The sequence below is a fragment of the Limnoraphis robusta CS-951 genome, assembly GCF_000972705.2.
Genome location: NZ_LATL02000009.1, coordinates 18,033 through 42,686, shown reverse-complemented (window position 1 = coordinate 42,686; position 24,654 = coordinate 18,033). Strand labels below are relative to the sequence as shown.

Here is a 24,654-nt window from a genome sequence, read left to right as displayed (position 1 = left end):
TCCTCTCCGTCGTAAACAACGGAGATTCCAAACATCACTGTTTGGGCTTCCTCTTTCGTTGAGTTGACTTACAAGGGTTGGGTTTCCCCGTCCAAGCAGAGGTCAGTCTCTCGGGAGGCGTTGATTTCCGTCTGCCCGACGGTATTTGCTAACTGTTTTAATGCAGATTTCAGAATATTTTTGGCGGCATTTTCATCTCGGTCTGCTACATACCCGCAGTGAGGACATTCGTGAAGTCCGGGTACTGAGAGTTTTGACAACCTTTTCACCGCAATTTGAACAATTTTGAGATGTGTATGCAGGTTCAACGGCAATCACCGGAACCCCATAAATTCTCCCAAAATATTCTAGCCATTCTCTAAATCTGTACCAAGCAGCATCATTAATTGACTTGGCTAAATGATGGTTTTTAACCAGATTGCGTATCCGTAGGTTTTCAATCGCTACCAAGTCGTTAGACTGGATGACGTGTTGAGCCTGTTTACAGACCCGATTCTGACGCCTGCGTGAAACTCTTAGATGCGCCCTTCCTAACCGATTTCTGGCTTTTTTACGGTTTTGACTTCCCTTTTTTGTTCTTGATAACCGACGTTGCAGCTTTTTAATTCGTCGCTCATCTTTTCTTAGAAAACGGGGATTCTCTACCTGTTTACCTGTTGAATCAGTGTAGAAATGGTTTAAACCGACATCCAAACCTGTTTGTTTGTTACTGAGTTCTTTGTTTTCCTTTCTGGTGTGGTCTATCAAAAATTGGGCATAATATCCATCGTGTCTTCTAATCACTCTAACTCGTTTAATTTGTTGGAGTTGATAGAAGTGCAAATCTCGACTTCCCCAAAGCTTAAATGTACCCGCTTGAAACTTATCAGAAAACGTTAAATAGCGTCTATCTTCTGAAAGCACCCAACCCGATGTCTTGTATTCAACAGAAGCTCTGACTTGATACTTTTTAAAGCTGGGAAAGCCTTTTATTGGTGCGCTTCCTTTAGGGGCTTGCAAAGCCGGGAGATCGCACCGCTTTTGGCCCGGTATTTTTTGCCGACAATTTTGATAAAATCGTTCAATTTAAAACAGATAGGATAAGGATTTAACGGATTAAGCTATCTGTGAGATGCCAAGATCTATGGGTTTTACAGTTAAGTTAATCCGTTCTTCCGCTTCTCTATCCGTTTTTAAATTGATGCCCAAGCTCTCTCTGCGTGTGCTTGTCGAGCCATAGAATTGAGTTTGTTTACCCAAGGAAAGTCGGGGTTGTCTGACAGCAGTTTGCAGTAGCGATAGGCATCGTTGCGGCTTTTAACTTGACCATTTATCCATGCTTTGATGATGCTGTTGCGAACGAAACGACCAGTACGGATAGCTTCGTCTAACTTTCTGTACTGGTATTGCGTTCCTTGCAGCTTCATTTCATACACAAGCATAGATTATCGACATCAAGCCACGATAAACTTATGTTAGCATAAAATAATCCGTCGTGAACGACCTTGCTCTAAACCTGCTTCTCTTGGTAAACAGCACCAGGAAGAAGATTAATTAAGGGCATTCGTTAAAATTTAATTTTTCATCACCCTTAATCATCTTCCATTTTGTTAATTTAATCTGTGACAAATTGAATTACGTTTTGGTGACAGCACTAGAAAAACCTAGTGACTTGCTTCTTCATATACTGTGATTTCTATCACAAGAGTAATTATACCACTTTTTCGCTACCAGAGCATAAAAATCTTTCAATCGGAATATATCTTAGAGAAAACTCGGCGAAAACCGTACTAAAATAGACGGTACATACGAATAATGACGGATTGCGCGAACCGTTTACATTTCGTTACGATAGGTTCATAGATTAAATTAAGGTAATACACCTTTTAAACAAGATGAATTCAGAGGTCATTCTTAATGAATAACTCTATACGTGTAGGTAACTTATTCGGGATTCCGTTCTATGTGAATGCTTCCTGGTTTATCGTACTCGGATTAATGACATTTAGTTACGGAACCAACCTAGCATCCGAATTTCCCACCTTGGGCGGGGTGAGTGCAGCTTTACTCGGTTTAGTCGCCGCTCTGCTATTATTTGCATCAGTATTAGCCCACGAACTCGGACATAGTTTTGTCGCGATCAAACAAGGAATTAACGTTAAATCAATTACGTTATTTCTATTTGGTGGACTGGCGAGTTTAGACAAAGAAGCTAAAACCCCCGGTGGTGCCTTTTGGATTGCGATCGCTGGCCCTGCGGTGAGTATTCTGTTATTTCTACTTCTAAGTGGAATTGGTGCAAGTATCGCAACAACAGGGCCGTTAGGGGCAATGGTGGGTCTACTGGCTTATATTAACCTCGCCCTGGCATTATTTAACCTGATTCCTGGCTTACCGCTTGATGGTGGAAACGTGCTTAAAGCCATCGTTTGGAAAATTACAGGAAAACAGTATACAGGTGTAATTTGGGCAAGCCGAGTCGGTCAAGCCTTGGGATGGACAGCGATCGCATTAGGATTCCTTCCGGCGTTATTCTTCGGTCAATTCCCCAACTTTTGGACAATCTTAATCGGTTGGTTCCTGTTACAAAATGCAGGGGTTTTAGCCCAAGATGCCACATTACGCAGCAAACTTTCTGAGTTCACCGCAGAAGATGCCCTGAGTAACGATACTCCGATTATTTCTGAGGATTTATCCTTGCGCGAATTAGCCAATGAATATATCATCGGAAAAGCTCAAGCCAGACGGTTCTTTATTGTTAATAACGAAGGTCAATTGTTAGGTCAATTTCAAGTCGATCAGATGAGATTTATTCCCACCTCTCAATGGCCGACCACTCAAGTCAAAGACCTGATGCAACCCATTGAACTTTCCCAAACGGTAGAAGCCACACGTTCATTACTCGATGTTGTTACTTTATTTGAAAAAGAACAAATTAATGAATTAGCCGTGATGCGAAATGGAATGTTAGTCGGGTTAATTGAAAAAGCCTCAATTCGCCAAGTGTTACAACGCAACGCTGAAGCCAAACCCGCTTAAATTTCAAAGCATTGTAACTAACCCTCAATTAAAAACCCGGTTTCTCGAAGAAACCGGGTTTTTGGGATGTACCTGAATTCTCCCAGTCAAGTTCAAAACTGTAGTAGGGGCGCATGGTGATGCGTCCCTTCTGATTTTGGTGAAGTCCGAAAACTGGGTAGGGGCTTTTCGGGTGGGCTACCCAAACCGTTAACCAACAAGATTTAATCAGGAGGATGACCCAATTTAGTTAATACCTCTCTCGCAGTCTCTTGTACACCTTCATATTCATCTTGAAGAAGGGCTAATAACGCCTCGATCACGGGATCAGAAGTATCGCCCAATTTGCCCAACGCCTCCACCGCAGCCTGACGCATATCTTTATTTTTATGTTGAAGAAGGGCTTCTAACCCCTGTATCACGGCTGGGGAAGTATCGCCCAATTTGCCCAACGCCCTAGCCGCAGCCTCACGCACACGTGCATTTTTATCTTGAAGACGGGCTAATAACCCCTGTATTATGGGTGGGGAACTGTCGCCCAATTCGCCCAACATCCTAGCCGCAGCCTTACGCACATTCCAATGTTCATCTTGAAGACAAGCTACTAACCCTGCTATCACGACTGGGGAAGTATCGCCCAATTTGCCCAACGCCTCGACCGCAGCCTTACGCACATATTTATATTTATCTTGAAGACGGGCTAATAACCCTTCGATCACGACTGGGGAAGTATCGCCCAAATTGCCCAACGCTCTTGCCGCAGCCTTACACACAGGTTCATTTTCATCTTGAAGACAGGCTACTAACCCTGCTATCACGACTGGGGAAGTATCGCCCAAATTGCCCAACGCTCTTGCCGCAGCTTCACGCACATCTTCATTTTCATCTGTCAGAACAGTGACAAGATCGCGAGCGGCAAATTTAGCGACTGAACCACTGGCTCCAATTTTTCTAAGATCGTCCAGCCGATCATCTACCGTAGCTTCTGGAGCAAATAAGTTGCGGATAAGGCGTTTAATTCGTCGGCGCTCTCGTTCTTGTTCTAAAGCTTCTAAGTCCAGTCCGGCTAGTTTACCCATTTCCTCTGCTACAAAACTGGGGACTCTAAATTCAGAACCTTTAGCCAAACAGCAATCTCGAACCGCTAACAAAAAGCCTTTGATTTCCTCTTTATTCTCCGATTTTTTCTGGGCTGCCGCTAAGAACTTCTTCCATTTTTCCGGGTCATCTTTGAAGTCATTTTGTAGCAAGTATAGGGCGGCTAGATACTCGGCTACGGGGTCTAAAGCAAAACGGATTTTATCTCTATCTCTTCTATCTTCTCCGTATCCTACGAATTTGATCAGACGGAGATATTTCTCAAAATAGTCAAGGCATGATTCCGCATTGTTACCCAAAGCTGTTACTACCTCCTCGCGGTTGGCTTGGGATGGCTTGTAGCTTTTTTCTAAACATTTCCAAGCAATGACTTTAGCATCCTCTTTGACTGTCGGATATTTATTGTTCGTCGCTCTTTCACCTTGAAGATTCAGCTTGTCAAGATAGTCCAGTATCAAGTCGGGGATATTATCTAGCTTAGACGCAGAATAATTGTTGTTTACTTCTGTAGGCTCGTTTTCATTAATCATCCGCTCGGCATAAAGCTTTGCCAGCAAAACGGTAATGGTTTTCCGTTCGCCTACAATGCGGGTAAGTTGGGAGCATTCTTGTAAAAAATCCTCCTGATCTTCCTCAAACAAATTCCACTTTTCGCGCTTCTTTAAATACTGCTCAATAAAGTAAGCTAATTTTCCCCCATCAAAGCGGCAAGTCTCTATTTTGATGTCAATTCCTCTAAACGTTTCATCGGTTCTGGAAGTGACAATAAAAGCATTCGCCGGAAAATCTTCACCGTCAAAATCGATTTGTTCGCGAGTTTGTGGACTCATCTCCGAGTAATGGTCTACAATTAATAAAATTCGGCGCTGTCGGAGAAGTTGTTCAACCAATAGTTCATCGGTAAACTTTTGTTCGCTGTCGGTTAATTCTTGAAGAAGGTTTACAACAGTTTTTGTGAGAGGCGTAGTATTTTCTTCAGCATTCGAGTCCAGGTCTTTTTCTATTAAAATGGGTAACATAGAATGTCCGGCTAGTTCGGAATTTTTTTCCATTGCCCATTTAGCAATTTCACAGGCTATGGTTGTTTTTCCCGATCCGCCCTCGCCCTTGATTAGCACTCGTATTCGCTTATCGTTCTTAAAAGTTTAGCTTAAATTTTCGGGGGTTATTTCATCAATTTCTTTATCATTTAATATCACCGGAACCGCAACGTAATCCTTTCGATCATCAACCGTTTCTTCTTTTAAAAAATTCTTCTGAAACGTTTCCAGATGCTTCTCAACCCAAGCATCTAATACCCGAGGACGATATTTTAGAAAGCGTAAAAGACCAACGGGTATTTTCATCGGCGGGTTTATGGGCGTTTGAGGTATGCTAAATTCCGCCGGGAGCGACAGCAACCACAGGGGACGAAACCGGAGAGTTCCCAAGTACAAAACAGCCAACACGGGAATTGAAAGCAACCACCATTGTTGCTTCTTCTCCTGATTATTTTCTGATTCGACTTCTGTTTTATCTTCGGTGAGTTGATTTGTTTTTTCTGACTCAGCAGAAGTGTTAGGTTGAGGTGTAGGTTGATCGATGGCTTGAGCATATTCCCAACTATTATTCGGTTTTGGGTTGGCGTGTGTTGGGGAAAAGCTTGTGATCGCGACGGGAAAAGAAAGACCCAATAGGGCGAGTTTCAGTAAAATTAATCCGCTCTGTTTGGACTGTGCCACAGATTAAAATACCCCTAAATGATAATTTGTTCTAAATCCAATATATACAGTCAACCCAATGATCGCCAATTAGCTGACAACTGCCTTTTTTTTGATAAGATACCTTTGATATCAAGTTATTGTTCAAACTTTAGTCTAAACTTTAGTATTTAGGCGAAACCCGCCCCTACAAAATTGTTAATTGCGATGATTCGACCCATTACTCCCGATGATACAGCCGAACTGATCGCCCTAGCCAAAGACACAATTAGCTTTGAACCAAACGAACTTGAGGAACTCGATAAAATGTTCGCCGACTACTTCAACGGTAATAGCGATGACATCTGCATTACCGACGATGAAAATGGGCTGGTAGGGGTGGCCTACTGCGCCCCCGAACGGATGACCAACGGGACGTGGAATTTGCTGTTGATCGCCATCCGCCCCGACTATCAGGGACAAGGACGGGGTTCCGCATTGCTGCGCCAGGTTGAACAAACGTTGATGGGGCGGGGTGAGCGCGTGCTATTGGTAGAAACCTCTGGGCTGCCCAGTTTCGAGCGCACACGGGCATTCTACCGCAAGTGCGGTTACGATGAGGAAGCGCGAATTCGTGATTTCTACGATATTGGCGACGATAAGATTGTTTACCGTAAGATGCTAGCTGTTCAGGGGATGTAATACCGATTTTTTATGAAGCTGCATTTAATTAATCCCCCCTTAGATCCCCCCTAGCCCCCCTTAAAAAGGGGGGAAGCCGCAGGCGGGGGGATTCCCTTAAAAAGGGAGATCAAGAGGGGATACGCCTGAACGGTTTGACGAGCTGATTTATCCAAAGTCCAATTGATAAACTCGCCCCTACAAATATATGAGACAATAAAAGGCGGTACATCGGAATAGAGAATTGAAAAACTGTGAGTTCAACTGTCGTCACGACTGAAAATGCAAAATCAACAGCTAGCCTAGCCCGTCGTGCTGTTTTCCCCTTCACGGCGATTGTCGGTCAGGAAGAGATGAAACTGGCTTTGCTGCTGAATGTGATTGACCCTAAAATCGGTGGTGTGATGATTATGGGCGATCGCGGAACGGGCAAATCGACTACAATTAGAGCGTTAGCTGACTTATTACCCGAAATTGATATCGTTGCAGATGATCCCTTCAATAGCCATCCAGACGATCCCGAATTGATGAGTGATAGCGTGCGTGAACGAGTTTTCAACCAACTCTCAGTTCCCGTCGCGCGTAAAAAAGTACCGATGGTTGATTTACCTCTGGGGGCGACGGAAGATCGGGTTTGTGGCACGATTGATATTGAAAAAGCCTTAGCCGAAGGGGTGAAAGCCTTTGAACCGGGTTTACTTGCCAAAGCGAATCGCGGTATCCTCTATGTTGATGAGGTGAACCTGTTAGATGATCACTTAGTTGATGTATTATTAGATTCTGCGGCCAGTGGTTGGAATACGGTTGAACGAGAAGGAATTTCGATTCGTCATCCAGCGCGATTTGTATTAGTCGGTTCAGGAAACCCAGAAGAAGGTGAATTACGCCCTCAACTGTTAGATCGTTTTGGAATGCACGCGGAAATTCGCACGGTTAAAGAACCGAATTTGCGGGTGAAAATTGTTGAACAACGCACTGCTTTTGATCGCCAACCTAAAGAATTTCTCGATCAGTATGTCAGCGATCAAGAACAACTACAACAGACGATTATTGACGCTCAAGAAAGACTTTCTTCTGTAGAAATTGACTATGATTTTCGAGTCAAAATTTCTCAAGTTTGTGCAGAATTGGATGTTGACGGCTTGCGAGGGGATATTGTTACAAACCGCGCCGCCAAAGCCTTAGCCGCCCTAGAAGGTCGCACAGAGGTAACAGTCGAAGATATTGGTCGGGTAATTACGTTATGTTTGCGTCATCGTCTGCGAAAAGATCCCTTAGAGTCGATAGATTCAGGATATAAAGTCCAGAAAGTTTTCCGTCAAGTATTTGGTTTACCCGAACCCGGGGAGGGGAATTAATTTAGGGGGTTAAAGGGCTAGAAAGTGGAACATTAAACCTTTAAAAACCCCTAACCCATGCCAAGACGTATTATTGGATTTGATCCGGGACTCGCGACTTTGGGCTTTGGTGTGATTCATTGTGAAAATACAAGGGAACGGGATGGCCGTTATTCCGTTTCTCTTGTTGATTTTGGTGTGATTAAAACACCCGCTCATCAGGAAATGGGAAAGCGTCTTTGTACGATTTATGATGATTTACACACGTTAATTGAACAGTTTAAACCTGATTTAGCGGTTGCAGAAAAATTGTTTTTTTATCGCATGGGAAGTACCATTCCCGTCGCTCAAGCCCGAGGGATTTTAATGTTGGTTTTAGCCCAAGAAAAAATTCCCTTGGTTGAGTTTACGCCTCCCCAAATTAAACAAGCGTTAACAGGTTACGGTAACGCCGACAAACGAGAAGTCCAAAATGCTGTTGCCCGAGAGTTAGACTTAGATAAAATTCCGAAACCCGATGATGCAGCCGATGCTTTAGCTGTTGCTTTAACGGCTTGGTTTGATGATGAAATGGTTCCTAAGCTATAAAATAGAAAAAAATATCAATTTAGGATAGATGGTTATTTTAACGTCTCAAGAAATTGCTCAATTTCGTTCCCAACTCTCAGAATATCCGCAAGCCTTAGAAGCCTTGGATACCATAGAAGACTGTGAAGGAGATATTGAAGATGCAGCCATTTCCCTCGCTATCCAAGTGGGACAAACACCGACAACCTCAGAAAATTGGTTGGATGGTGTAGCAAAGCGATATCGGGTGACAATTTGTCATCAAGAATACCGCGAGGAATTGTTGCAAGGGAATATTAGTAAAATGGTTGGACATTTAATTGCACAAAATACTTGTCCCCAACTGTTGGTGACTCCCGTTGTTATCTATGCGATAAAAACAGGTATTCAGCAATTCTGTGAACCCTTAGAATACAAGCTGTCCTCTTAAAGAATGAACCCAACACAAAATTAACCCAAAATTAGCCTAAACCTCTTGACTTCAACTCAGTTTTTCGCTTAAAATACCCATCAAAGTTAACCCTCAAAGACGAGGCGTTAACGCATTTTTTAATGTCCAAATTTCAAAGACTTTTCTGATGGGTGTTCAAACGGTCTCACCAAGGGGTTTAATGTGCTGAGAAAATTGAAGTTAAACTTATGGCATCAGGGTTTTATTTACTGGGGTTTATTCCTGTCACTCTCCGCTTGTACAACCTCATCAAGTGTTTCTCTCCAAGAAATAGAAACCCAACCCAAAGTATCTAAAGAAGTTGTTGCAGACTCCCCCATTTTTGAAACAAAACAGGTTAATGATAAAGGCGGATATTATTGTTCAGATGGCAAAACCGCATGGGGGCCAGTCACCCAAAAAATGATTGAAAAATGTGTTGACTGGGGAGGCGGAAGTAGCTGCAATAATAACCAATGGTCGGAAACACTCTTTCTCAAAGCCTACGGAAATCAACGCTGTCCTGATGGTTCTCGCTTCAATTCGATTACAGGTTATTGTGTAGAAGGAAAGAATGCTATCGGCCCTTTTCCTCAACAATTAGTAACAGCTTGTACTAACGCAGATGGGGGAAATTCTTGTCAATCTAATCGTTGGGATAGTCGATTTTTGTCTCAAATTTTGCGAAATGAAGGATTAATACAACCCCCAGAAGTTCCTCCACAATTTGTATTATTAGCCTTCGATGGTTCTAGTTCTCTAGAGGCCTGGAACAAGTCCCGAAACTTTGCAAAAACGTTAGAACAGAAAGACATTAATCTCCGCTTTACTTATTTTATCAGTGCCGTTTATTTTGTCAACAATGACAACCGCAAACTCTACGATGCCCCAGCAGGAAAGGGTCTCGGACGTTCAGCCATTGGTTGGGGCGGTTCAGCCGATGAAGTGAAACAACGACTCGAACAGCTTAATTTAGCCTATCAAGACGGACATGAAATTGCTTCCCATGCTGTTGGTCATTTTAACGGCAATAACTGGAGTGAAGCCGACTGGAAAAAAGAGTTTGAATACTTTGAAAAGTTCATTTTTGACGCTTATCAACTCAACGGTTTAACAGGTCGTCTCGCCTTTGACCGCAGTGCAATTCAAGGATTTAGAGCGCCGGAATTAGGAATCAGTCCCGGTTTATTTAAAACCTTAGAAAAAGAAGGATTTCGGTATGATACCAGTCGCTCGAACCAACTTAACTATTGGCCGCAAAAACAAAACGGCGTTTGGAATTTTCCGTTAGCGAGTATTACAACTGCTTTAACCAAACAAAGTTTATTGTCAATGGATTATAACTTTTATTATCTTCATTCTAAGGCAAAACCTAACCCCAGTCAAGCCAAACGGTATGAAGAAGATATGTTCAAAACTTATATGAACTATTTTGAGAGTAACTATAACGGAAATCGCGCCCCCATACATATTGGTCATCATTTTTCAGCTTGGAATAACGGTGCCTATTGGAATGCGTTATTTCAGTTTGCGGAAGCCGTTTGTGGTCAACCCGAAGTTCAATGTATTACCTATAGCGAACTTGCAGATTTTATGGATTTGCTGACACCTACTCAAATTACAGCTTATCAGAAAGGTGTTTTTCCCAAAACTGTAGGGAAGAATTCCTCTGAAAATCATCATAAATCTGTTGAGGAAATCTCATCTGATTTATGTCAAATTTAAGAGCCAATTAGAGATGAATTTTTTTGCGAAAATCGTCATTGTATTCAGCCTCCCAATAATTTTGAGCCGATTGAATTTGTAGAGGGTTGATAATTTCCGCATCGCTCAAATTTGCGTGTTTGAGGTTGGCTTGGTGAAAGTTCGCATTTTTCAGATGAACACCTCGGAGATTAGCACCTTTGAGGTTAGCTTCTTTAAAATTAGCATCTTGAAAATCCGTGTCAAACAGGTCATCAACGGAATAAAAATCAACTCTAATCAGAATAGCTTGATAGAATTGAGTATGATTCAAACAGGCTCCACACAAATTCGCATCAGTCAAATTTGCACCTTGAAAGTTGGCTTGAGCTAAATTTGCAGCTTCTAAATTAGCCCGTTCAAAGTTAGCCCCTTGAAGTTTAGCCTCTTGAAGTTTCGCTTCTCTCAAGTTCGCTTTTGTTAAGTTAGCTTCCCTCAAATCAGCTCCCTGTAAGATAGCGAGTTGCAAGTTAGCCTTTTCCAGTTTAGCTTGTTGTAGGTTAACATCCCGCAAGTTCGCCCGAGTTAAATTCGCCCCTTGTAAGTCTGCTTCTCGCAAATTTTGAACCTCTCGTAAATGGTTTGTTCTCACTAAATAGGCTTGACGTAGGTTCGCCCCTTTTACATTTGCACCTTGGAGTTCAGCGCCCATCAATTCTGCTTGCTCTAAATTCGCTTCAGAGAGATTCGCATCCGTGAGATTAGCTTCGCACAAATTAGCCTGTTTGAGATTGGCTCCGCGTAAATTAACGCCCTGAAAATCCACAGCCGAGAGGTTGGCTTGTACAAATTTAGCTTTTCGTAGAGAATAGGCTTGTTTGAGATGGCTTCCTTGCAAGTTAGCACCCTGAAAGTCTGCACATTTGAGGTTCGCCCCTTCGAGGTTGGCACCTGTGAGGTTGGCACCTGTGAAGTTCGTTTCATGGAGATTGGCACCTTGTAAGTCAGCACCTTGTAAATTCGCTCCACTGAGATTAGCATGACTCAGGCTAGAGCCTTGTAAGTTGGCTCCCTCTAAGTTCGCTTCGCTCAAACTGGCGCCCGATAGGTTAATCTGTTTGAGATAGGCTTGAGAAATATCGAGTCCATCGAGAGAAACACCTTCATTATTGAGGTCTTCGAGGGCTTTTAGTCTAGCTCGACTAGCTGAAACTCCTGAAGTTGCAGCACTATCAACCACCTGCCATGCTTCATAAATCGCCCGTTGTCGGCGTTTACGACTTTCGAGTAAATATAAAACCGCAACCGTTGAAATACTGAAGCTTTCGATATGGTCAACGGTAATCAGCGAGAGGATTTCCTGAGTAATACAATGTAAAGCCGTGTCTTGTACCTGACAAATGGTTTCACCTGCAACCCAGTTTTCAATGCGGTTAACAAACAGTAGACCAATATAAGCAATGACTAACGCCAGGTAAATGCGAAACCACAGACATTTATCAAAGGAGTGAAATAAAGGCGATCGTTGAAAGATATTTTTCCACTGATACCATTTTACACGTTTGGGTCGTTTCAAGGTCATACTGCTTCTACCGCTTAAAAAGAAGTCACGAGTTGACGACAACCCGTGCTTTCTCAAATCTTAATGTATTCTTACCATAGACCTCGAACGGGTGTGGGGGGTTGTGGCGGTTCACTTCCCACAGCCAGACAACTTCCATAAAGCCGTTTACAAACTTCATCAATTTTATCTTGATCCCGTAATGGATTTTGATACCCTCTAAATAACGGCCCGGGAATAATCGCTTCGTATTCTTCTTTGGTCATTTGTTCTATCAGAACTTCCGCCAGCGCTAAACCCTGTGTTAAGCTTGCAACCCTCTGTCCGGCTGTAATGGTTAGGGCGTTGGGGTCATCGGGGTTATCTTGGAGAGCCAGTTGAATTTCACCTTCTAAAACGTTTATTGTACCAATTCCGTCTTCATCAGCACTCATTAAATAAATCGTTCCTTGGACACCGACAGCGAACCCGGAAAGACAACCGTTAGCAGGGCCTGAAGCCACTAAAACCCCTTGTTGGACTTCGATACATTGACCCACAACAATCGCAGAATTTTCGGTGATTCGTCCCGATGCGCCTGTGTTAAAATCAATCTGCGCTCGGGCTTGTTCGGTGCGGACTTCTTCGCCGATAGTCGCATTATCGTTTTCTTGGGCAACTTGGTTTTCGATAAAGACTTCGTTGTTATCTCCGAGAATTTCTGTTAGGATTGCTAAATCGATTTGTGCGATCGCCTCAATAGCCGCAAAAGCGATGGTTAGGGCAACTCCTAATCCGCCTAAACGAGATTTCATGGGTTTAAGTGAACTCCTCATCTCCTCTCTCCTTTCTCTATGAATGGTTTACTTGTCTGTCGATGAACTTTTCAACGAAAACAGAAGTATTTCGGGATAGTTAATCTCCTAAATTTATCACTGTAAATCTAATCTGACTAGACCCGTTTTATATGACTGAAAACACGGGTCACAGTAAAATGAGGTGCTAAGTCCGAAGACCTAACACCTCGTTTATTTTAGACCAATTGTGACGAGAGGGGTTTTCTCACCTCCCCAGTTGAACTAGGAAGGCGGAAGAAGGTGGCTAACCGTTAGACAATTCCTTCAGAAGAATCAGTTGTCGTACCCACTAAACCGAAGGAAACTTGATATTGATAGGCTTGATAGAAGTTGATTTGAGTCACTTCTTGAACCCCGTAGAATTGAGTCAACTGTTGAGCATTTTGAGCTACGAATGTATCCAATTGTAACTCAGGATTTTCAGTCAGGAATTCATTGCTGTAGGGGTCAACACCCTCTTCTAAACCTGCACCGAAAGCATACTCAACAACTTGACGGTTACTAATTTCATCGAGAGGTTTACCGTAGAAATCAGTCAGGACATCTCCATTTTCTGCGATGTATTCATCGAGGTCATAAGAGTCATCAGTTTCTAAACCTTCTTCGAGGAATTGACCCTGCATTTCACCGATTAATTCATCATCTTCAACCTCACCGCTTTCATCAGTATCAAGTTCCTCTAGATTTTGCTCAATCAACGCAGCATTTTCTTGGCGGAACCACTCAGTATCGAGAATAGCAGAAGTGCTGACTGCTTGTGTTTCGGTATACTCGAAAGCAGCTTCATAGTTGAAGGAATAAACCTGTTCAACTCGGTAGTTTTCAACCACTTCTTCTAAACCGCGATAGTATTCGAGGTTAACGAACCCTCCGACATCTAAACCAATTTCGGTTGCTGTTTCTAAGATGAACGTCTTGACAACTGAAGCATCAAGTTCGGCGACTTTTTCAACAGAAATCTCGAAGTGTTCAGCGATTTCTGACTTATATTCTTCGACAAATCCATGAACATCAACCGGAGACAATTCTAAGCTATTTGCCAAGCCGTAGGTTGAAGCGTGTTCAACAATTTGAGTTTCGCTGAGTTCCTCAACTGAAACTCCAAAATTGGCTTCTAAAACAGTCTTTTGGGTAGATTTGTAGAACTCGACATCGACTTCTTCTTTTGCAACAAACTTGCTGTACACACCTCCGACAACCATTTCAGAAGGAAGTTCTGCAACTTGTTCAACCGCAATTTCAAACCGTTCTGCGAGTTCATGTTTAAATTCTTCTCGCAGGTAGTTTTCAGAGTCTTCATCGACATATTCTAACGGGTTGATTCCGTTTTTCCATCCCTTACCGAACATGAACTTGATTAAGTCTTTATCGGGGATGGAAGTAACATCGACTTCTCCACCTTCCATGTCGTCGGGGTCATCAACGTTATCACCTACGCCATCATCAGAATCATCAGAATCATCATCGGAATCATCATCCAAGTCATCATCGGAATCATCATCCAAGTCATCATCGGAATCATCATCCAAGTCGTCAGAATCATCATCCAAGTCATCATCGGAATCATCATCCATTTCTTCAGAATCATCATCGGAATCATCATCGGAATCATCATCGGAATCATCATCCATTTCTTCAGAATCATCATCCGAATCATCATCAGAGTCATCCGAATCATCATCCGAATCATCATCAGAGTCATCATCCATATCGTGATAGAACTTGGCGATTTCTTCTGCGTTATCTTCACGGTATTTGTCGAGGTCAATAGGACTATATTTGACCTTTTCTTCTCCGAGAATTTCCTCGAACTCGCGACTGAAGCAGATATCAACGACCTGTTTAACGCTGAGTTTAGAGATATCGGTGACTTCAATTTCAAACTCTGCTAACAATTGATTTTGTTGTTCAACCGTTAACTGCGAGATTTGATATTTCAGGTAATTAACATCGAGGTTAGCGAAGGTATCATCTAAACCATCGAGAATATCCGCATCCGTCAGAGGAACAACTTCTCCCCGCAGAACATCGTCTTCTGAGACTTCATAGAATGTCGCAATTTCGGTAGTCTGCGTTTGACGAATATATTCGTAGCTAATTTCAGACTGAACCAGTTTGAGTTCAAAGCTTTGGAATGTTTCGCTTCCAGACAGTTGAACCAGTTGTTGAGCAGTCAGTTCTTCAACATTGGTAACTGTAACAGAGAGGATGGTGTTAATTTCTTCGACGGTAACGGTTCCTGCTTCGACTAAACTGTTTAGTTGGAACTCAACGTACTCTTCATCAACTTCGACTTGTTTAGCAACCGTTGTAACATCGAGTTGTTTGATGTATTCTAGAACATCCGCATCGGTAAAGGGAGCATCTCCTTCAGCATCATCATCTCCTTCTACATCATCATCGCCTTCTACATCATCATCGCCTTCAGCATCATCATCTCCTTCAGCATCATCATCTCCTTCAGCATCATCATCTCCTTCTACATCATCATCGCCTTCAGCATCATCATCTCCTTCTACATCATCATCGCCTTCAGCATCATCATCGCCTTCAGCATCATCATCTCCTTCAGCATCATCATCGCCTTCAGCATCATCATCGCCTTCAGCATCATCATCATCATCGCCTTCATCACCCAGAAACTCTTCAATTTCGGTAGCGAAAGTTGTGCTGAAGTATTCAATGACTTGTTCTTGAGTAATTACAGCATCCGCTTCTAAGTCAAGAGCGGTAATGATTTGTTCACCGTAAACAGAGACAACGAACTCTAGGTTAAACTCAGCCGGTACCAGTTCAATTGTTGTTTCTTCACCCAGAATTTCCTCGAACTCGCTATCAGAAATTAACTGAGCAACTTGTTCGTTCGTGAGAGTATCAATATCCTCGACAGCAGTTAACTCAATCTCTAGAATTTCCGAAACACTGGTGAGATTTTCTGCGGTAATAACCTGAGTCAGTTGATAGCGAACGAAGTCATAATTAATGTCTTGTTCTCCACCTTCCACACTGACAACGTTCGACTGTGTAAACCATTCTGTTGCTAATTCGTCGGTGACACCATCTTCATCAACATCCGCATAGTCAGCAATTGCAGTAACATTTGTTTCCGCTAAGAACTCGAGAATTTCAGTGTCAGAAACCGTTACAACATCTTCACCTGTAATAGCGGCGATATCAACACCCAGCGCTTCAGCAATTGCAGCCGCGTAAGTGTCTTTAACGTACTCGAGGTCAACTAATCCTTCTAAGCTAAATTCTTCGCTGTGTTCGATAGCAAACTTGAAGACTTGCTCGAAGGAAAGTTCAGAAATATCTTTGAATTCGGCATAGTATTCTTTCAGTGCGGCTTCAAGTTCTTCTCCGAATTCTGCTTTGTATTCTTTAGCGTTGAACCAGTTTAACTTGCTAAACTCAACTGCACCTTCTTGTTCGTAGACGAATTCAACAATTTGCAGTTTGCTAACTTCGATAATAGACTCTACACCAAAGGTAGCTTGAACATCGCCTTCAAAAGTTTGACGGAAGTAGTCAAAGTCAATCTCTTGAGATAAACCACCGACTACAAAATCAATCACAACATTGACATTAAGTTCACTAACTTCAGTGACTTCAATATTGTAGAAAGATGCGATTTTCTCAGCGAATTCTGTGCGGTAAACTTCTACAGTTTCTTCTTCAATATAGGTTGAAAGGTCAATTCCTTGTTCCAAGCCAACCGTCACCATGTACTTGTAGACTTGTTCGGAACTGATTAAACTAACGTTTGCTACTTCAAAGAAACTTGTCAGTGCTGAAGCATTTTCTGTGCGATAAACTTCGACTTGGAATGCAGACAGTTGTTTGTCGGCTTCAAACCCTTCCGTGAAGAAGTATTCTTTGATTTCCTCAAAATTCAGGTCTTTTTCTTTCTTACCGATAGATTCTGCAAAGTCTTCCAGTTCATCTTTGAATTGCTTACGAACCCATTTTTCATCGATATAAGGGTGTTTTCCACCGTAGATAAATTCTAAGGTTTCATCAACGGTAACATCAGCACCAAATTGAAGTTCTAAAGCTTCTTTGTAGACTTCTTTCAGGTATTCAACATCAACCACTTGCTTCAGCAGTCCGAGTTTCAAACCTTCGCCTTTTAAGAACGCTTTGAGTTGACCATCGGTTAAGTCATCGAAGTCTTTAACTCCACCTTTGAAAAAGTCTTTGATTTCTTTTTCAAATCCTTTAAGTTCTTTACGCAGTTTCTTGAAGTCAAATACAGAACCACTTAACTCTTGCTCGAGGACAAAGCTCTTGATTTGAGAAACTTCTAAGCTGCTAACTTGCTCGATTTCAATATTAAAGAATTGAGCCAGTTGAACTGCATATTTTACTTTAGAATATTCGACATCAACCTCAATTTCTAAGTTCGCACTGTCGATAACTTGTTCATCGGTGAGTTCGCTGGCATTCTCAACATCAATTTCTTCGCGAATTTCTTCACCGTATTGTTTTTTGATGAAGTTGAAGTCTAGGAAAGCAGAAGTATTTAAACCTTCTTTAATTCCTTTTTCTTCTAGATATTCAAGAATTTGTTCAGGAGTTGGATTTTCTCCCAGTTCTTCAGTTAGCTTTTCGCCGTGAATTGCTTTGAGATAATCAAAGTTAACTTTAGCTGAAGGACTGTTTCCTTTGCCAACAACTTCCTCTTGAACGAATTGGATTAACTGTCCTAAATTCAGGGTTTCAACAGATTCAACTGAAAAGAAAGCTTTGATTTCTGCATCAAATTCCTTCAAAAGTTTATCAACATCAAAGAACTTAGACAGTTTGACTCCTTTCAGGTCAGACAAGTCTTTTTCGAGTAACAAGTCTTGCAGTTCTTCGTTGCTAATTTCACCTGTAATACCGAGTTTTTCTAACAGTTCGGCGTTCCCTTTAACAACTTTAATGTTGAGATAAACCTGAGATACGGGTTCTACTTCGCCATCATCATCGGGAGTTTCACCGTCATCGGGAGTTTCACCGTCATCGGGAGTTTCACCGTCATCGGGAGTTTCACCGTCATCGGGAGTTTCACCGTCATCGGGAGTTTCACCGTCATCGGGAGTTTCACCGGGAATGTTGACAGGAGGAACTTCTCCAACAATACCGTCATTTCCTTCACCGCCAACCTCGGAGTCGTCGCTATCGTCTCCTGCTATATCATCATCATCGGCATCATCATCATCGGCATCATCATCATCGGCGTCATCATCATCGGCGTCATCATCATCGGTGTCATCATCGGTGTCATCATCATCTAGAGGAGGAACGTCATCATCATCGGCGTCATCATCATCGCCTAAAATGAGGTTCAGGTTGCTAACAATAGACTCAACTAATTGTTCGATATCTAACTCAGCGATGCTAGAAATTTGCAGAACTTCTAGAACTTTAGAAACCGAGAAGGAGAAGCTAAACTCACGATTTTCAAACCGTCCAAACTTGAACCAGTGGTCAACCAGATTAATTTGACCGGACTGAACAAATTCAACCAGGTCTTGGTTGAGTTCTAAGTATTCACCAACTTTAAAGAAGTTGCTAAATTCCCGTCTTTCTTTCTTACCAAACTGAGAAAAATGCTTGAACAGACTGAATTGACCACCTTGAACAAAAGACTCTAAATCGGAGTTAAAGCTGAGATATTCGCCGGGTTTAAAGAAGTCGCCGCATTCGCGTTGTTCGTATTGTCCAAACCGCAGGAAGTGACGGATAGCACTGACAAATTTACCTTCACCTTGGAAAATGCTATCGAGGTCAGTATTCTTTTCTAGGTACTTCTGAACTTTAAATAAGCTGTTAAATTCCCGTCCTTCTTTGATGCCAGATTCTAGGAAATGGGTGAGTAAACTTTGACGGCTGACAACTTGGGCAACATCAATGTTTTTCTCTGAGTATTCGGTGATATTAAAAATGTAGCTAAATTCCCGACCTTCAAACTTACCAAACTCATCAAAGTGTGCTTTCGCATCCAGTTGACCTGCATCTACTAAGGCTTTGATGTCGGCGTTGAATTCTAAGTAAGCATCTACATCAAATAATTCTTCCAGGATATCATCTGTTGATTCTGTATCATCCAGTTCAACTCCTGTTTGTACCGCTTCATCGGGAAGGGGTTCTGCGCCGTCTCCTATTCCGCCATCGGGTTCAGTAGGGATGGGGGTCTCATCAACAGGCGTTTCTGAACCGTCGTCGATGTCATCATCTATATCATCGTCTGAGGTGACATCTACGGGTTGATTAATATCGTCAATGTTGTCGTCGATGTCATCATCCTCATCATCATCCTCATCATCGGTGTCATCCTCATCATCGCCGTCTTCTACTATTGTAATTTCGACGGGTTCATCGTCTGAGTCTCCCGGTACAACATCCACAGACTCAACGGGTTCTTCTGTGATGGTTTGGGTTTCTTCGTTAACAGGAAGGCCAGTTAAGGGGTCAAAAATTAAGTCATCCATAGCTAAATAAAACCTCTAGTTAAATTACAAAAACTTTACTCAAAAAAAATCTGTAGGTTAGTGACTAACCGGAGTCTACTTTTCCCTTCGAGATTTCACCCAGACTAGAAGGGGGAATTCGGTTGATAAAGACCCTAGAATTGAGCTGTGATTAGCTTCGTTTCAAGCCTGAATTGATGTCCTCCTTTCAGCTTGGATTTTTTAGTTCTCATCTTTCAGGATTTAATCTGAGGCCTTACACCGAACTTTTTGTTCTATACCCTGATTCTAATCAACAGTTTTAAGATCTCTATGAGGGTCAGATGAGAAGATTTTTATGATTTTTTAGACCTACATATTCAATTTTTACACCCTGACTCCAACAACGGCATCGGTGAAAACACGGAACTTTGAAATCCGCCCTAGAAAGTCTTGAAAGCATCATATCGCAAGGATTTTAGTATCAATCTCTAAGTGATAGCTAAAATTAAATCGGGCAATTTACGTGTTTTTACTGAGATCTAAAAGTTATAATTTATTCATACAAATTTTTTTGATCCAAAAATAAGTCACTCCGTTTTTGTTGAGATTGATCTAACGGAATGACTCAAAAATTAATTTTGATGGATTGTCAAGCTTCCTTAAAAAAAGTTAAGAAAATTACCTTATAAATTTCTCTTTTGTCTCTATCTTTCGATAGATTTTAGAAGATTAATAGGGCGACTGTTGTCAACGGCTCCGATCTGAATCCGGGAGTCAGAACCTTTTTATTTAAGACGTGATTTTCCAAATCCGGTTCCCTAATATTTCCACAAATTAAGGACAGAGCCGATAACCCATCCCTCTCACCGTTTCAATGCGATCGCCTCCAAGTTTTTTCCGCAGATATCCCACATAGACATCAACAATATTAGATCCCGGATCGTAATCATACCCCCAAACGCGATCCAGTAGTTGCTCTCGACTCATCACTTGTTCGGGATGACGCATCAAGGTTTCGAGAAGCTGAAATTCTTTAGCAGAAAGTTTGATGGGACAATCACCGACTTGGGCTTGACGAGTATACAAGTCCAGGAGAATATCCCCTGCGGTTAACACCCGTTCCTCTTTCATCGGTGCAGAGGTTTGATGGCGCAAACGGGCGCGAACCCTGGCGAGTAACTCCGCAAAGCGAAAGGGTTTAGTCACATAATCATCCGCCCCTTCTTCGAGGCCTGCGACTTTATCTTCGAGATCATCACGAGCGGTTAAGATAATGATCGGGACTGTTTCTCCCTGACCCCGTAACTGCTTCAAGATTTGAAAGCCATCCTGATGAGGAAGATTCAAATCCAGGATAAGCAAGTCAAATTGATTTCCCAATGCTTTTTGTAAGGCGTCATCGCCATCGTTAGCGACTGTTGTGGTGTAGCCATTAGCTTTCAGTCCCTTTTCGAGAAAGGCGGCGATCCGAGGTTCATCTTCAGCAATCAAAATCCGACTCATTAGACAGAACTTCCTTCAGGAGAATGATTTCAGGACAATTGATCAAAACGAATGCTGGATGTGAAATCCTAAAGATGCAGCCTGTATTTGCTGGAGTCGCTCTGGATTAAAATTCATCTTCTGTAACCGTTTACACTTAATTCTTAGAACCTTAAGCGATCCCCTCAATATTTATAGTCAACAGATCAACGTTTTGTTGGCCATCAGTAGATGCTTTGTCTGCTCTGGGATTGCCATCCTAACTGCATATCGATTCCATCTTAACAGTCAATGATTGATCGCCATCAGCAGTCCCGATAGATACTCGATACATAGATACTGTTTGCCTTAATCTCTAGTTTTCCCAAAAGCACCCCTAAAATATCAATCCTTGTAGTTATACGACTGGGAAATCTATTTTTCTCATCCGGTAGTCGGTTTTCCTCACCTGATGTCTTTTGTTGGACTTCTCCGGGTTTTTATGGGATCTCTTAAAATACAAGTGATATCAACAAGGGCAGTCCCCAATGGAAGTGTAAAATGACTCCTGCGATTCTCATTGAAAAACTGCAAAAACGTTATGGTTCTGTAGAGGCGGTCAAAGAGGTCTCCCTAGAAATCAAACCGGGGGAAATTTTTGGCTTACTTGGCCCGAACGGTGCGGGTAAAACCACGACTCTACGAGCCTTGTGTACGTTAATCACCCCCGATGCAGGTCGCCTAGAAGTCTCTGGGGTAGATGTAGTCAAACATCCCCGACAAGCGCGACAACGCCTCGGCTATGTCGCCCAAGAAGTCGCCTTAGACAAGGTGCTAACGGGTCGTGAGTTGCTAGAATTACAAGCGGCACTTTATCATCTGCCTCGGCCAACGATTAAAGATCGGATTGCCAAGGTGATCAATTTATTGGGTTTAGCAGATTGGGCGAACCTGAAAAGTGGTACTTATTCCGGCGGTATTCGTAAACGCCTAGACCTCGCGGCGGGACTTCTCCATCAACCGGATGTCTTGGTTTTAGATGAACCGACTGTGGGTTTAGATATTGAAAGCCGTGTGGCAGTTTGGGATTTTCTGCGCCAGTTGCGTCAAGCGGGAACTACGGTTTTGATCACGAGTCACTATTTAGAAGAAGTGGATGCTTTGGCCGATCGCGTGGCGATTATTGATCAGGGGATGGTGATTGCGACGGGAACTCCTTCTCAACTCAAAGATCAAGTCGGGGGCGATCGCATTACTCTGAGAATTCGCGAGTTTTCGCCGATGGAGGAAGCCCAAAAAGCGAAATCTCTGCTGGAAGCTTTACCATTTGTGACTGAAGCGATTATTAATACCGCTCAAGGAAATTCTCTCAACTTGGTGGTTCAATCTCAAACTGATGCGCTATTGACAGTACAACAAGCGTTAAAGGATGCAGGTTTACCGACCTTTGGGATTGCCCAATCTAGACCCAGTTTAGATGATGTTTATCTCGCGGCGACGGGTCGAACCTTAATGGATGCGGAACTCGCGGCGGTAGCGGTTCGTGACCCCAAAGCTGAGAAAAAACAGAATATGCGTTAAGGTGTTTTACAGTGACCAGTGACCGACCAAGTTCGGTGACACCCGACACGGGCCGGGTTTATGTCAGTTATTTGTAGGAAAACATACATTTACTCGGAACCCGCCCCTACCTGACACCTAACACCTAACATTGAAGGCATTGGTTTTTAGAGAGAATTAATCGATTAAACGTCTTGCTGAAATTGTTAAAACGTTGTCACAAAATATCGTCAATATGAGTAGTAGCACAACACCAACTTCATCGAATCTGAGTTTATCTCCGAGTCAACGGGAAACCATTCAACCCAATCCCGTAGGCGAATTTCTCCAAGAAACCCTAGCTTTAACTCGTCGGTTGTTTATTCAGCTTCAGCGTCGTCCGTCTACCTTGATTGCGGGTGTCATTCAGCCGTTAATGTGGTTAATTTTGTTTGGGGCGCTGTTTCAAAATGCACCCAAAGGTTTGTTTGGAGAAAGCCAAAATTATGCTCAATTTCTCGGTGCGGGTATCATTGTTTTTACCGCTTTTGCAGGAGCGTTAAATGCGGGATTACCTGTGATGTTTGACCGGGAATTTGGCTTTTTGAACCGTTTATTAGTCGCGCCGTTAACCACCCGTTTTTCGATTGTTATCGCCTCTGCAATTTTTATGATCACCATGAGTTTTGTCCAAACCTCCGCTATCATGGCGGCGGGCGCTTTTCTGGGGGCGGGACTTCCGGGAATTCCTGAATTGGGTTTGATTGCTTTGATGGTGTTTTTGTTGGTTTTGGGGGTAACGGGTTTAAGTTTGGGTTTGGCGTTTGCGTTACCGGGACACATTGAATTAATTGCCGTGATTTTTGTCACGAATTTACCGCTATTATTTGCCAGTACCGCTTTAGCACCGCTTTCATTTATGCCCGGTTGGTTACAGGTGGTTGCTTCCTTGAACCCCCTCAGTTACGCCATTGAACCGATTCGTTATCTTTATTTACATGAAGATTGGTCTTTCGGTAGTATCGTAATGCAAGCCCCGTTTGCGAATATTTCTTTGGGTAATGCCATCCTCGTTTTATTGGGATTTGCGATCGCGGCGTTATTGGTGATTCAACCACTTCTCCGCCGTCGCTTTGCCTAAGTCAAGCTTCTCAGTAAAATTCGATTGAGTTTGTCACCCTCTCTCTCAAGGGAGGGTTAAAATAAGGTCAATTAGTCTATCGTTAGAAATAGCAATTTAGGTGTGAACGCAATGAAACTCAAAGTCAAATCTGGTGTGGGGATGGCTTTGTCTATGCTATCCGCAGTTGGAGTCAGTTTAACGCTATTGTCACAGGCTACTGTTGCTCAACAAAGCAATTTGAGTCCACTTCAGGATTTTAACAGTCAGAACAATGATAGCGGTACGACTCTGGGTATTGATCAAAGTACCATGTACAATCTGATTCATCGGGCGCAAATGGGAACTTTGGATCTTGATGTGAATTCTGTTTATGATCAGCAAAAAAATAATATTCAGGATGCCGCCGCCGAATTTCGCGCCAAACAACGCCAAGTGTTTGAACAACGAAATCCTCAAGTTGCAGAAGAGGATTCTTCTACTGTCGAAACACTGAATCCCTCTAATTAAATTCAATCAAATTAAATGCACATTTTCGTTAAGGGATAGTTTGGATTGAGGTGTTTAAACCTTAAATCTTAAACTATGCCTTATTTATTGCTATGGCGTTTCTCAGAGTAATGAGGTACAAATTTGCGATCTTGCATGGTTGCCTTTTGCCTCTTGCCCTGCTTCGTAAATCCTGTACCTCACCAATATGAGAACGGCTATAGTTTATTCTAGGATTTCCATTTCTGTAATAATCTGTTCTTGGCGCGTTTTGCCACAGGGGTCATTACTCTGACAATCATTAACATTCACTTCTTCATAAGTTAACCTTACCTTTTGGTTGAGGTAATTCTCTGATTCTTGACAAATTTCAAAGCTAGCACCGATATTATATTCAACATCGTTTTCGTCTATTAAAGTGGCGTAGCACATGATATCGCCTGTATTTAAGTTCTGTACGGTTCCCACTTCTAAAACGGGGTTTTCAGCCCTTAAGTTTTCTGGCGGAATCGCCTCAACTGAAAGGGGAGAAACTGCCACTGTTGCTAAAGAAAGAAAAACGGTGAATTGGGTTAACATAATTGATCGAGAGTTTAAATTAGAAGACAAGATAGCATAACCCTAGAAAAAAGTAAATAGACTTGAACCCGAATGATATCTTAACCTGTATTGTTGAACATTTGTAAAACCGCTTTGTTTGATTTTTTTAAGTTTTATTCATACATCACCAATCTATAAA

The 24,654-nt window shown here is 42.4% G+C and carries 16 protein-coding genes and 2 pseudogenes; 9 read left to right on the top strand and 9 right to left on the bottom strand.

Annotation, left to right across the window (positions count from 1 at the left end; all coding sequences use genetic code 11):
• Positions 1-34: 34 nt before the first annotated feature.
• Both WN50_RS35635 and WN50_RS00795 read right to left on the bottom strand, forming a co-directional pair.
• Positions 35-1,065: pseudogene (locus WN50_RS35635) on the bottom strand (RNA-guided endonuclease InsQ/TnpB family protein); the annotation flags it as partial.
• Between the two features lie 113 nt (positions 1,066-1,178).
• A pseudogene (locus tag WN50_RS00795) lies at positions 1,179-1,421 on the bottom strand (hypothetical protein); the annotation flags it as partial.
• A gap of 475 nt (positions 1,422-1,896) precedes the next feature.
• Between WN50_RS00795 and WN50_RS00790 the strand changes: the two are divergent.
• Positions 1,897-3,018, top strand: coding sequence for a site-2 protease family protein (locus tag WN50_RS00790; RefSeq protein ID WP_046279955.1), 1,122 nt, complete (start codon positions 1,897-1,899; stop codon positions 3,016-3,018).
• Positions 3,019-3,221: 203 nt separating this feature from the next.
• Here the strand turns inward: WN50_RS00790 and WN50_RS00785 are convergent, their stop codons facing one another.
• Positions 3,222-5,213 (bottom strand): sister chromatid cohesion protein PDS5, encoded by a 1,992-nt coding sequence (locus WN50_RS00785; RefSeq protein WP_072075528.1) that lies wholly within the window; start codon positions 5,211-5,213, stop codon positions 3,222-3,224.
• Positions 5,214-5,240: 27 nt separating this feature from the next.
• Complete coding sequence (locus WN50_RS00780) at positions 5,241-5,816, bottom strand: hypothetical protein (protein ID WP_046279957.1); 576 nt, start codon at positions 5,814-5,816, stop codon at positions 5,241-5,243.
• A 186-nt stretch (positions 5,817-6,002) separates the two neighbouring features.
• Between WN50_RS00780 and WN50_RS00775 the strand changes: the two genes are divergently transcribed.
• The 5 genes from WN50_RS00775 (at position 6,003) to WN50_RS00755 (ending at position 10,514) form a co-directional block, all read left to right on the top strand.
• Positions 6,003-6,476, top strand: a complete 474-nt coding sequence (locus WN50_RS00775) for a GNAT family N-acetyltransferase (RefSeq protein ID WP_046279958.1) — start codon at positions 6,003-6,005, stop codon at positions 6,474-6,476.
• 233 nt (positions 6,477-6,709) lie between these two features.
• On the top strand, positions 6,710-7,813 hold the full coding sequence (gene bchI / locus WN50_RS00770) for a magnesium chelatase ATPase subunit I (protein WP_046279959.1): 1,104 nt from the start codon (positions 6,710-6,712) through the stop codon (positions 7,811-7,813).
• A gap of 57 nt (positions 7,814-7,870) precedes the next feature.
• Positions 7,871-8,380, top strand: coding sequence for a crossover junction endodeoxyribonuclease RuvC (gene ruvC / locus WN50_RS00765; RefSeq protein WP_046279960.1), 510 nt, complete (start codon positions 7,871-7,873; stop codon positions 8,378-8,380).
• Positions 8,381-8,408: 28 nt separating this feature from the next.
• Complete coding sequence (locus tag WN50_RS00760) at positions 8,409-8,789, top strand: hypothetical protein (RefSeq protein ID WP_046279961.1); 381 nt, start codon at positions 8,409-8,411, stop codon at positions 8,787-8,789.
• 195 nt (positions 8,790-8,984) lie between these two features.
• Entirely contained in the window at positions 8,985-10,514 is a 1,530-nt protein-coding gene (locus WN50_RS00755) for a polysaccharide deacetylase family protein (RefSeq protein WP_235440786.1), read from the top strand.
• Positions 10,515-10,521: 7 nt separating this feature from the next.
• Here the strand turns inward: WN50_RS00755 and WN50_RS00750 are convergent, their stop codons facing one another.
• The 4 genes from WN50_RS00750 to WN50_RS00735 form a co-directional block, all read right to left on the bottom strand.
• Positions 10,522-12,048: a pentapeptide repeat-containing protein gene (locus WN50_RS00750; protein ID WP_160315328.1), complete on the bottom strand. Its 1,527-nt coding sequence runs from the start codon at positions 12,046-12,048 to the stop codon at positions 10,522-10,524.
• 77 nt (positions 12,049-12,125) lie between these two features.
• Complete coding sequence (locus tag WN50_RS00745; protein ID WP_049557414.1) at positions 12,126-12,827, bottom strand: FecR family protein; 702 nt, start codon at positions 12,825-12,827, stop codon at positions 12,126-12,128.
• A gap of 293 nt (positions 12,828-13,120) precedes the next feature.
• Positions 13,121-19,345 carry a hypothetical protein gene (locus WN50_RS35630; RefSeq protein ID WP_049557410.1) on the bottom strand — a complete coding sequence of 2,075 codons (6,225 nt, stop codon included), beginning with the start codon at positions 19,343-19,345 and terminating at the stop codon, positions 13,121-13,123.
• A gap of 795 nt (positions 19,346-20,140) precedes the next feature.
• A complete protein-coding gene (locus tag WN50_RS00735; protein ID WP_046279963.1) occupies positions 20,141-20,809 on the bottom strand; it encodes a response regulator transcription factor in 669 nt (222 codons plus the stop codon).
• A 519-nt stretch (positions 20,810-21,328) separates the two neighbouring features.
• Here WN50_RS00735 and WN50_RS00730 point away from each other — a divergent pair.
• From WN50_RS00730 to WN50_RS00720, 3 genes are all read left to right on the top strand, one after another.
• A complete protein-coding gene (locus tag WN50_RS00730) occupies positions 21,329-22,348 on the top strand; it encodes a daunorubicin resistance protein DrrA family ABC transporter ATP-binding protein (RefSeq protein WP_046279964.1) in 1,020 nt (339 codons plus the stop codon).
• A 214-nt stretch (positions 22,349-22,562) separates the two neighbouring features.
• A complete protein-coding gene (locus WN50_RS00725) occupies positions 22,563-23,447 on the top strand; it encodes an ABC transporter permease (RefSeq protein WP_046279965.1) in 885 nt (294 codons plus the stop codon).
• Positions 23,448-23,558: 111 nt separating this feature from the next.
• Entirely contained in the window at positions 23,559-23,936 is a 378-nt protein-coding gene (locus WN50_RS00720; protein WP_046279966.1) for a hypothetical protein, read from the top strand.
• 204 nt (positions 23,937-24,140) lie between these two features.
• Here WN50_RS00720 and WN50_RS00715 read toward each other — a convergent pair whose 3' ends face one another.
• A complete protein-coding gene (locus WN50_RS00715; protein WP_053221408.1) occupies positions 24,141-24,494 on the bottom strand; it encodes a hypothetical protein in 354 nt (117 codons plus the stop codon).
• Positions 24,495-24,654 lie beyond the last annotated feature (160 nt).

Coding starts and splice junctions, on each gene's coding strand:
- WN50_RS00790 (WP_046279955.1), top strand. CDS start 1,897: ATGAATAACTCTATACGTGTAGGTAACTTATTCGGGATTCCGTTCTAT.
- WN50_RS00775 (WP_046279958.1), top strand. CDS start 6,003: ATGATTCGACCCATTACTCCCGATGATACAGCCGAACTGATCGCCCTA.
- ruvC (WP_046279960.1), top strand. CDS start 7,871: ATGCCAAGACGTATTATTGGATTTGATCCGGGACTCGCGACTTTGGGC.
- WN50_RS00760 (WP_046279961.1), top strand. CDS start 8,409: ATGGTTATTTTAACGTCTCAAGAAATTGCTCAATTTCGTTCCCAACTC.
- WN50_RS00745 (WP_049557414.1), bottom strand. CDS start 12,827: ATGAAATCTCGTTTAGGCGGATTAGGAGTTGCCCTAACCATCGCTTTT.
- WN50_RS35630 (WP_049557410.1), bottom strand. CDS start 19,345: ATGGATGACTTAATTTTTGACCCCTTAACTGGCCTTCCTGTTAACGAA.
- WN50_RS00735 (WP_046279963.1), bottom strand. CDS start 20,809: ATGAGTCGGATTTTGATTGCTGAAGATGAACCTCGGATCGCCGCCTTT.
- WN50_RS00730 (WP_046279964.1), top strand. CDS start 21,329: ATGACTCCTGCGATTCTCATTGAAAAACTGCAAAAACGTTATGGTTCT.
- WN50_RS00725 (WP_046279965.1), top strand. CDS start 22,563: ATGAGTAGTAGCACAACACCAACTTCATCGAATCTGAGTTTATCTCCG.
- WN50_RS00720 (WP_046279966.1), top strand. CDS start 23,559: ATGAAACTCAAAGTCAAATCTGGTGTGGGGATGGCTTTGTCTATGCTA.
- WN50_RS00715 (WP_053221408.1), bottom strand. CDS start 24,494: ATGTTAACCCAATTCACCGTTTTTCTTTCTTTAGCAACAGTGGCAGTT.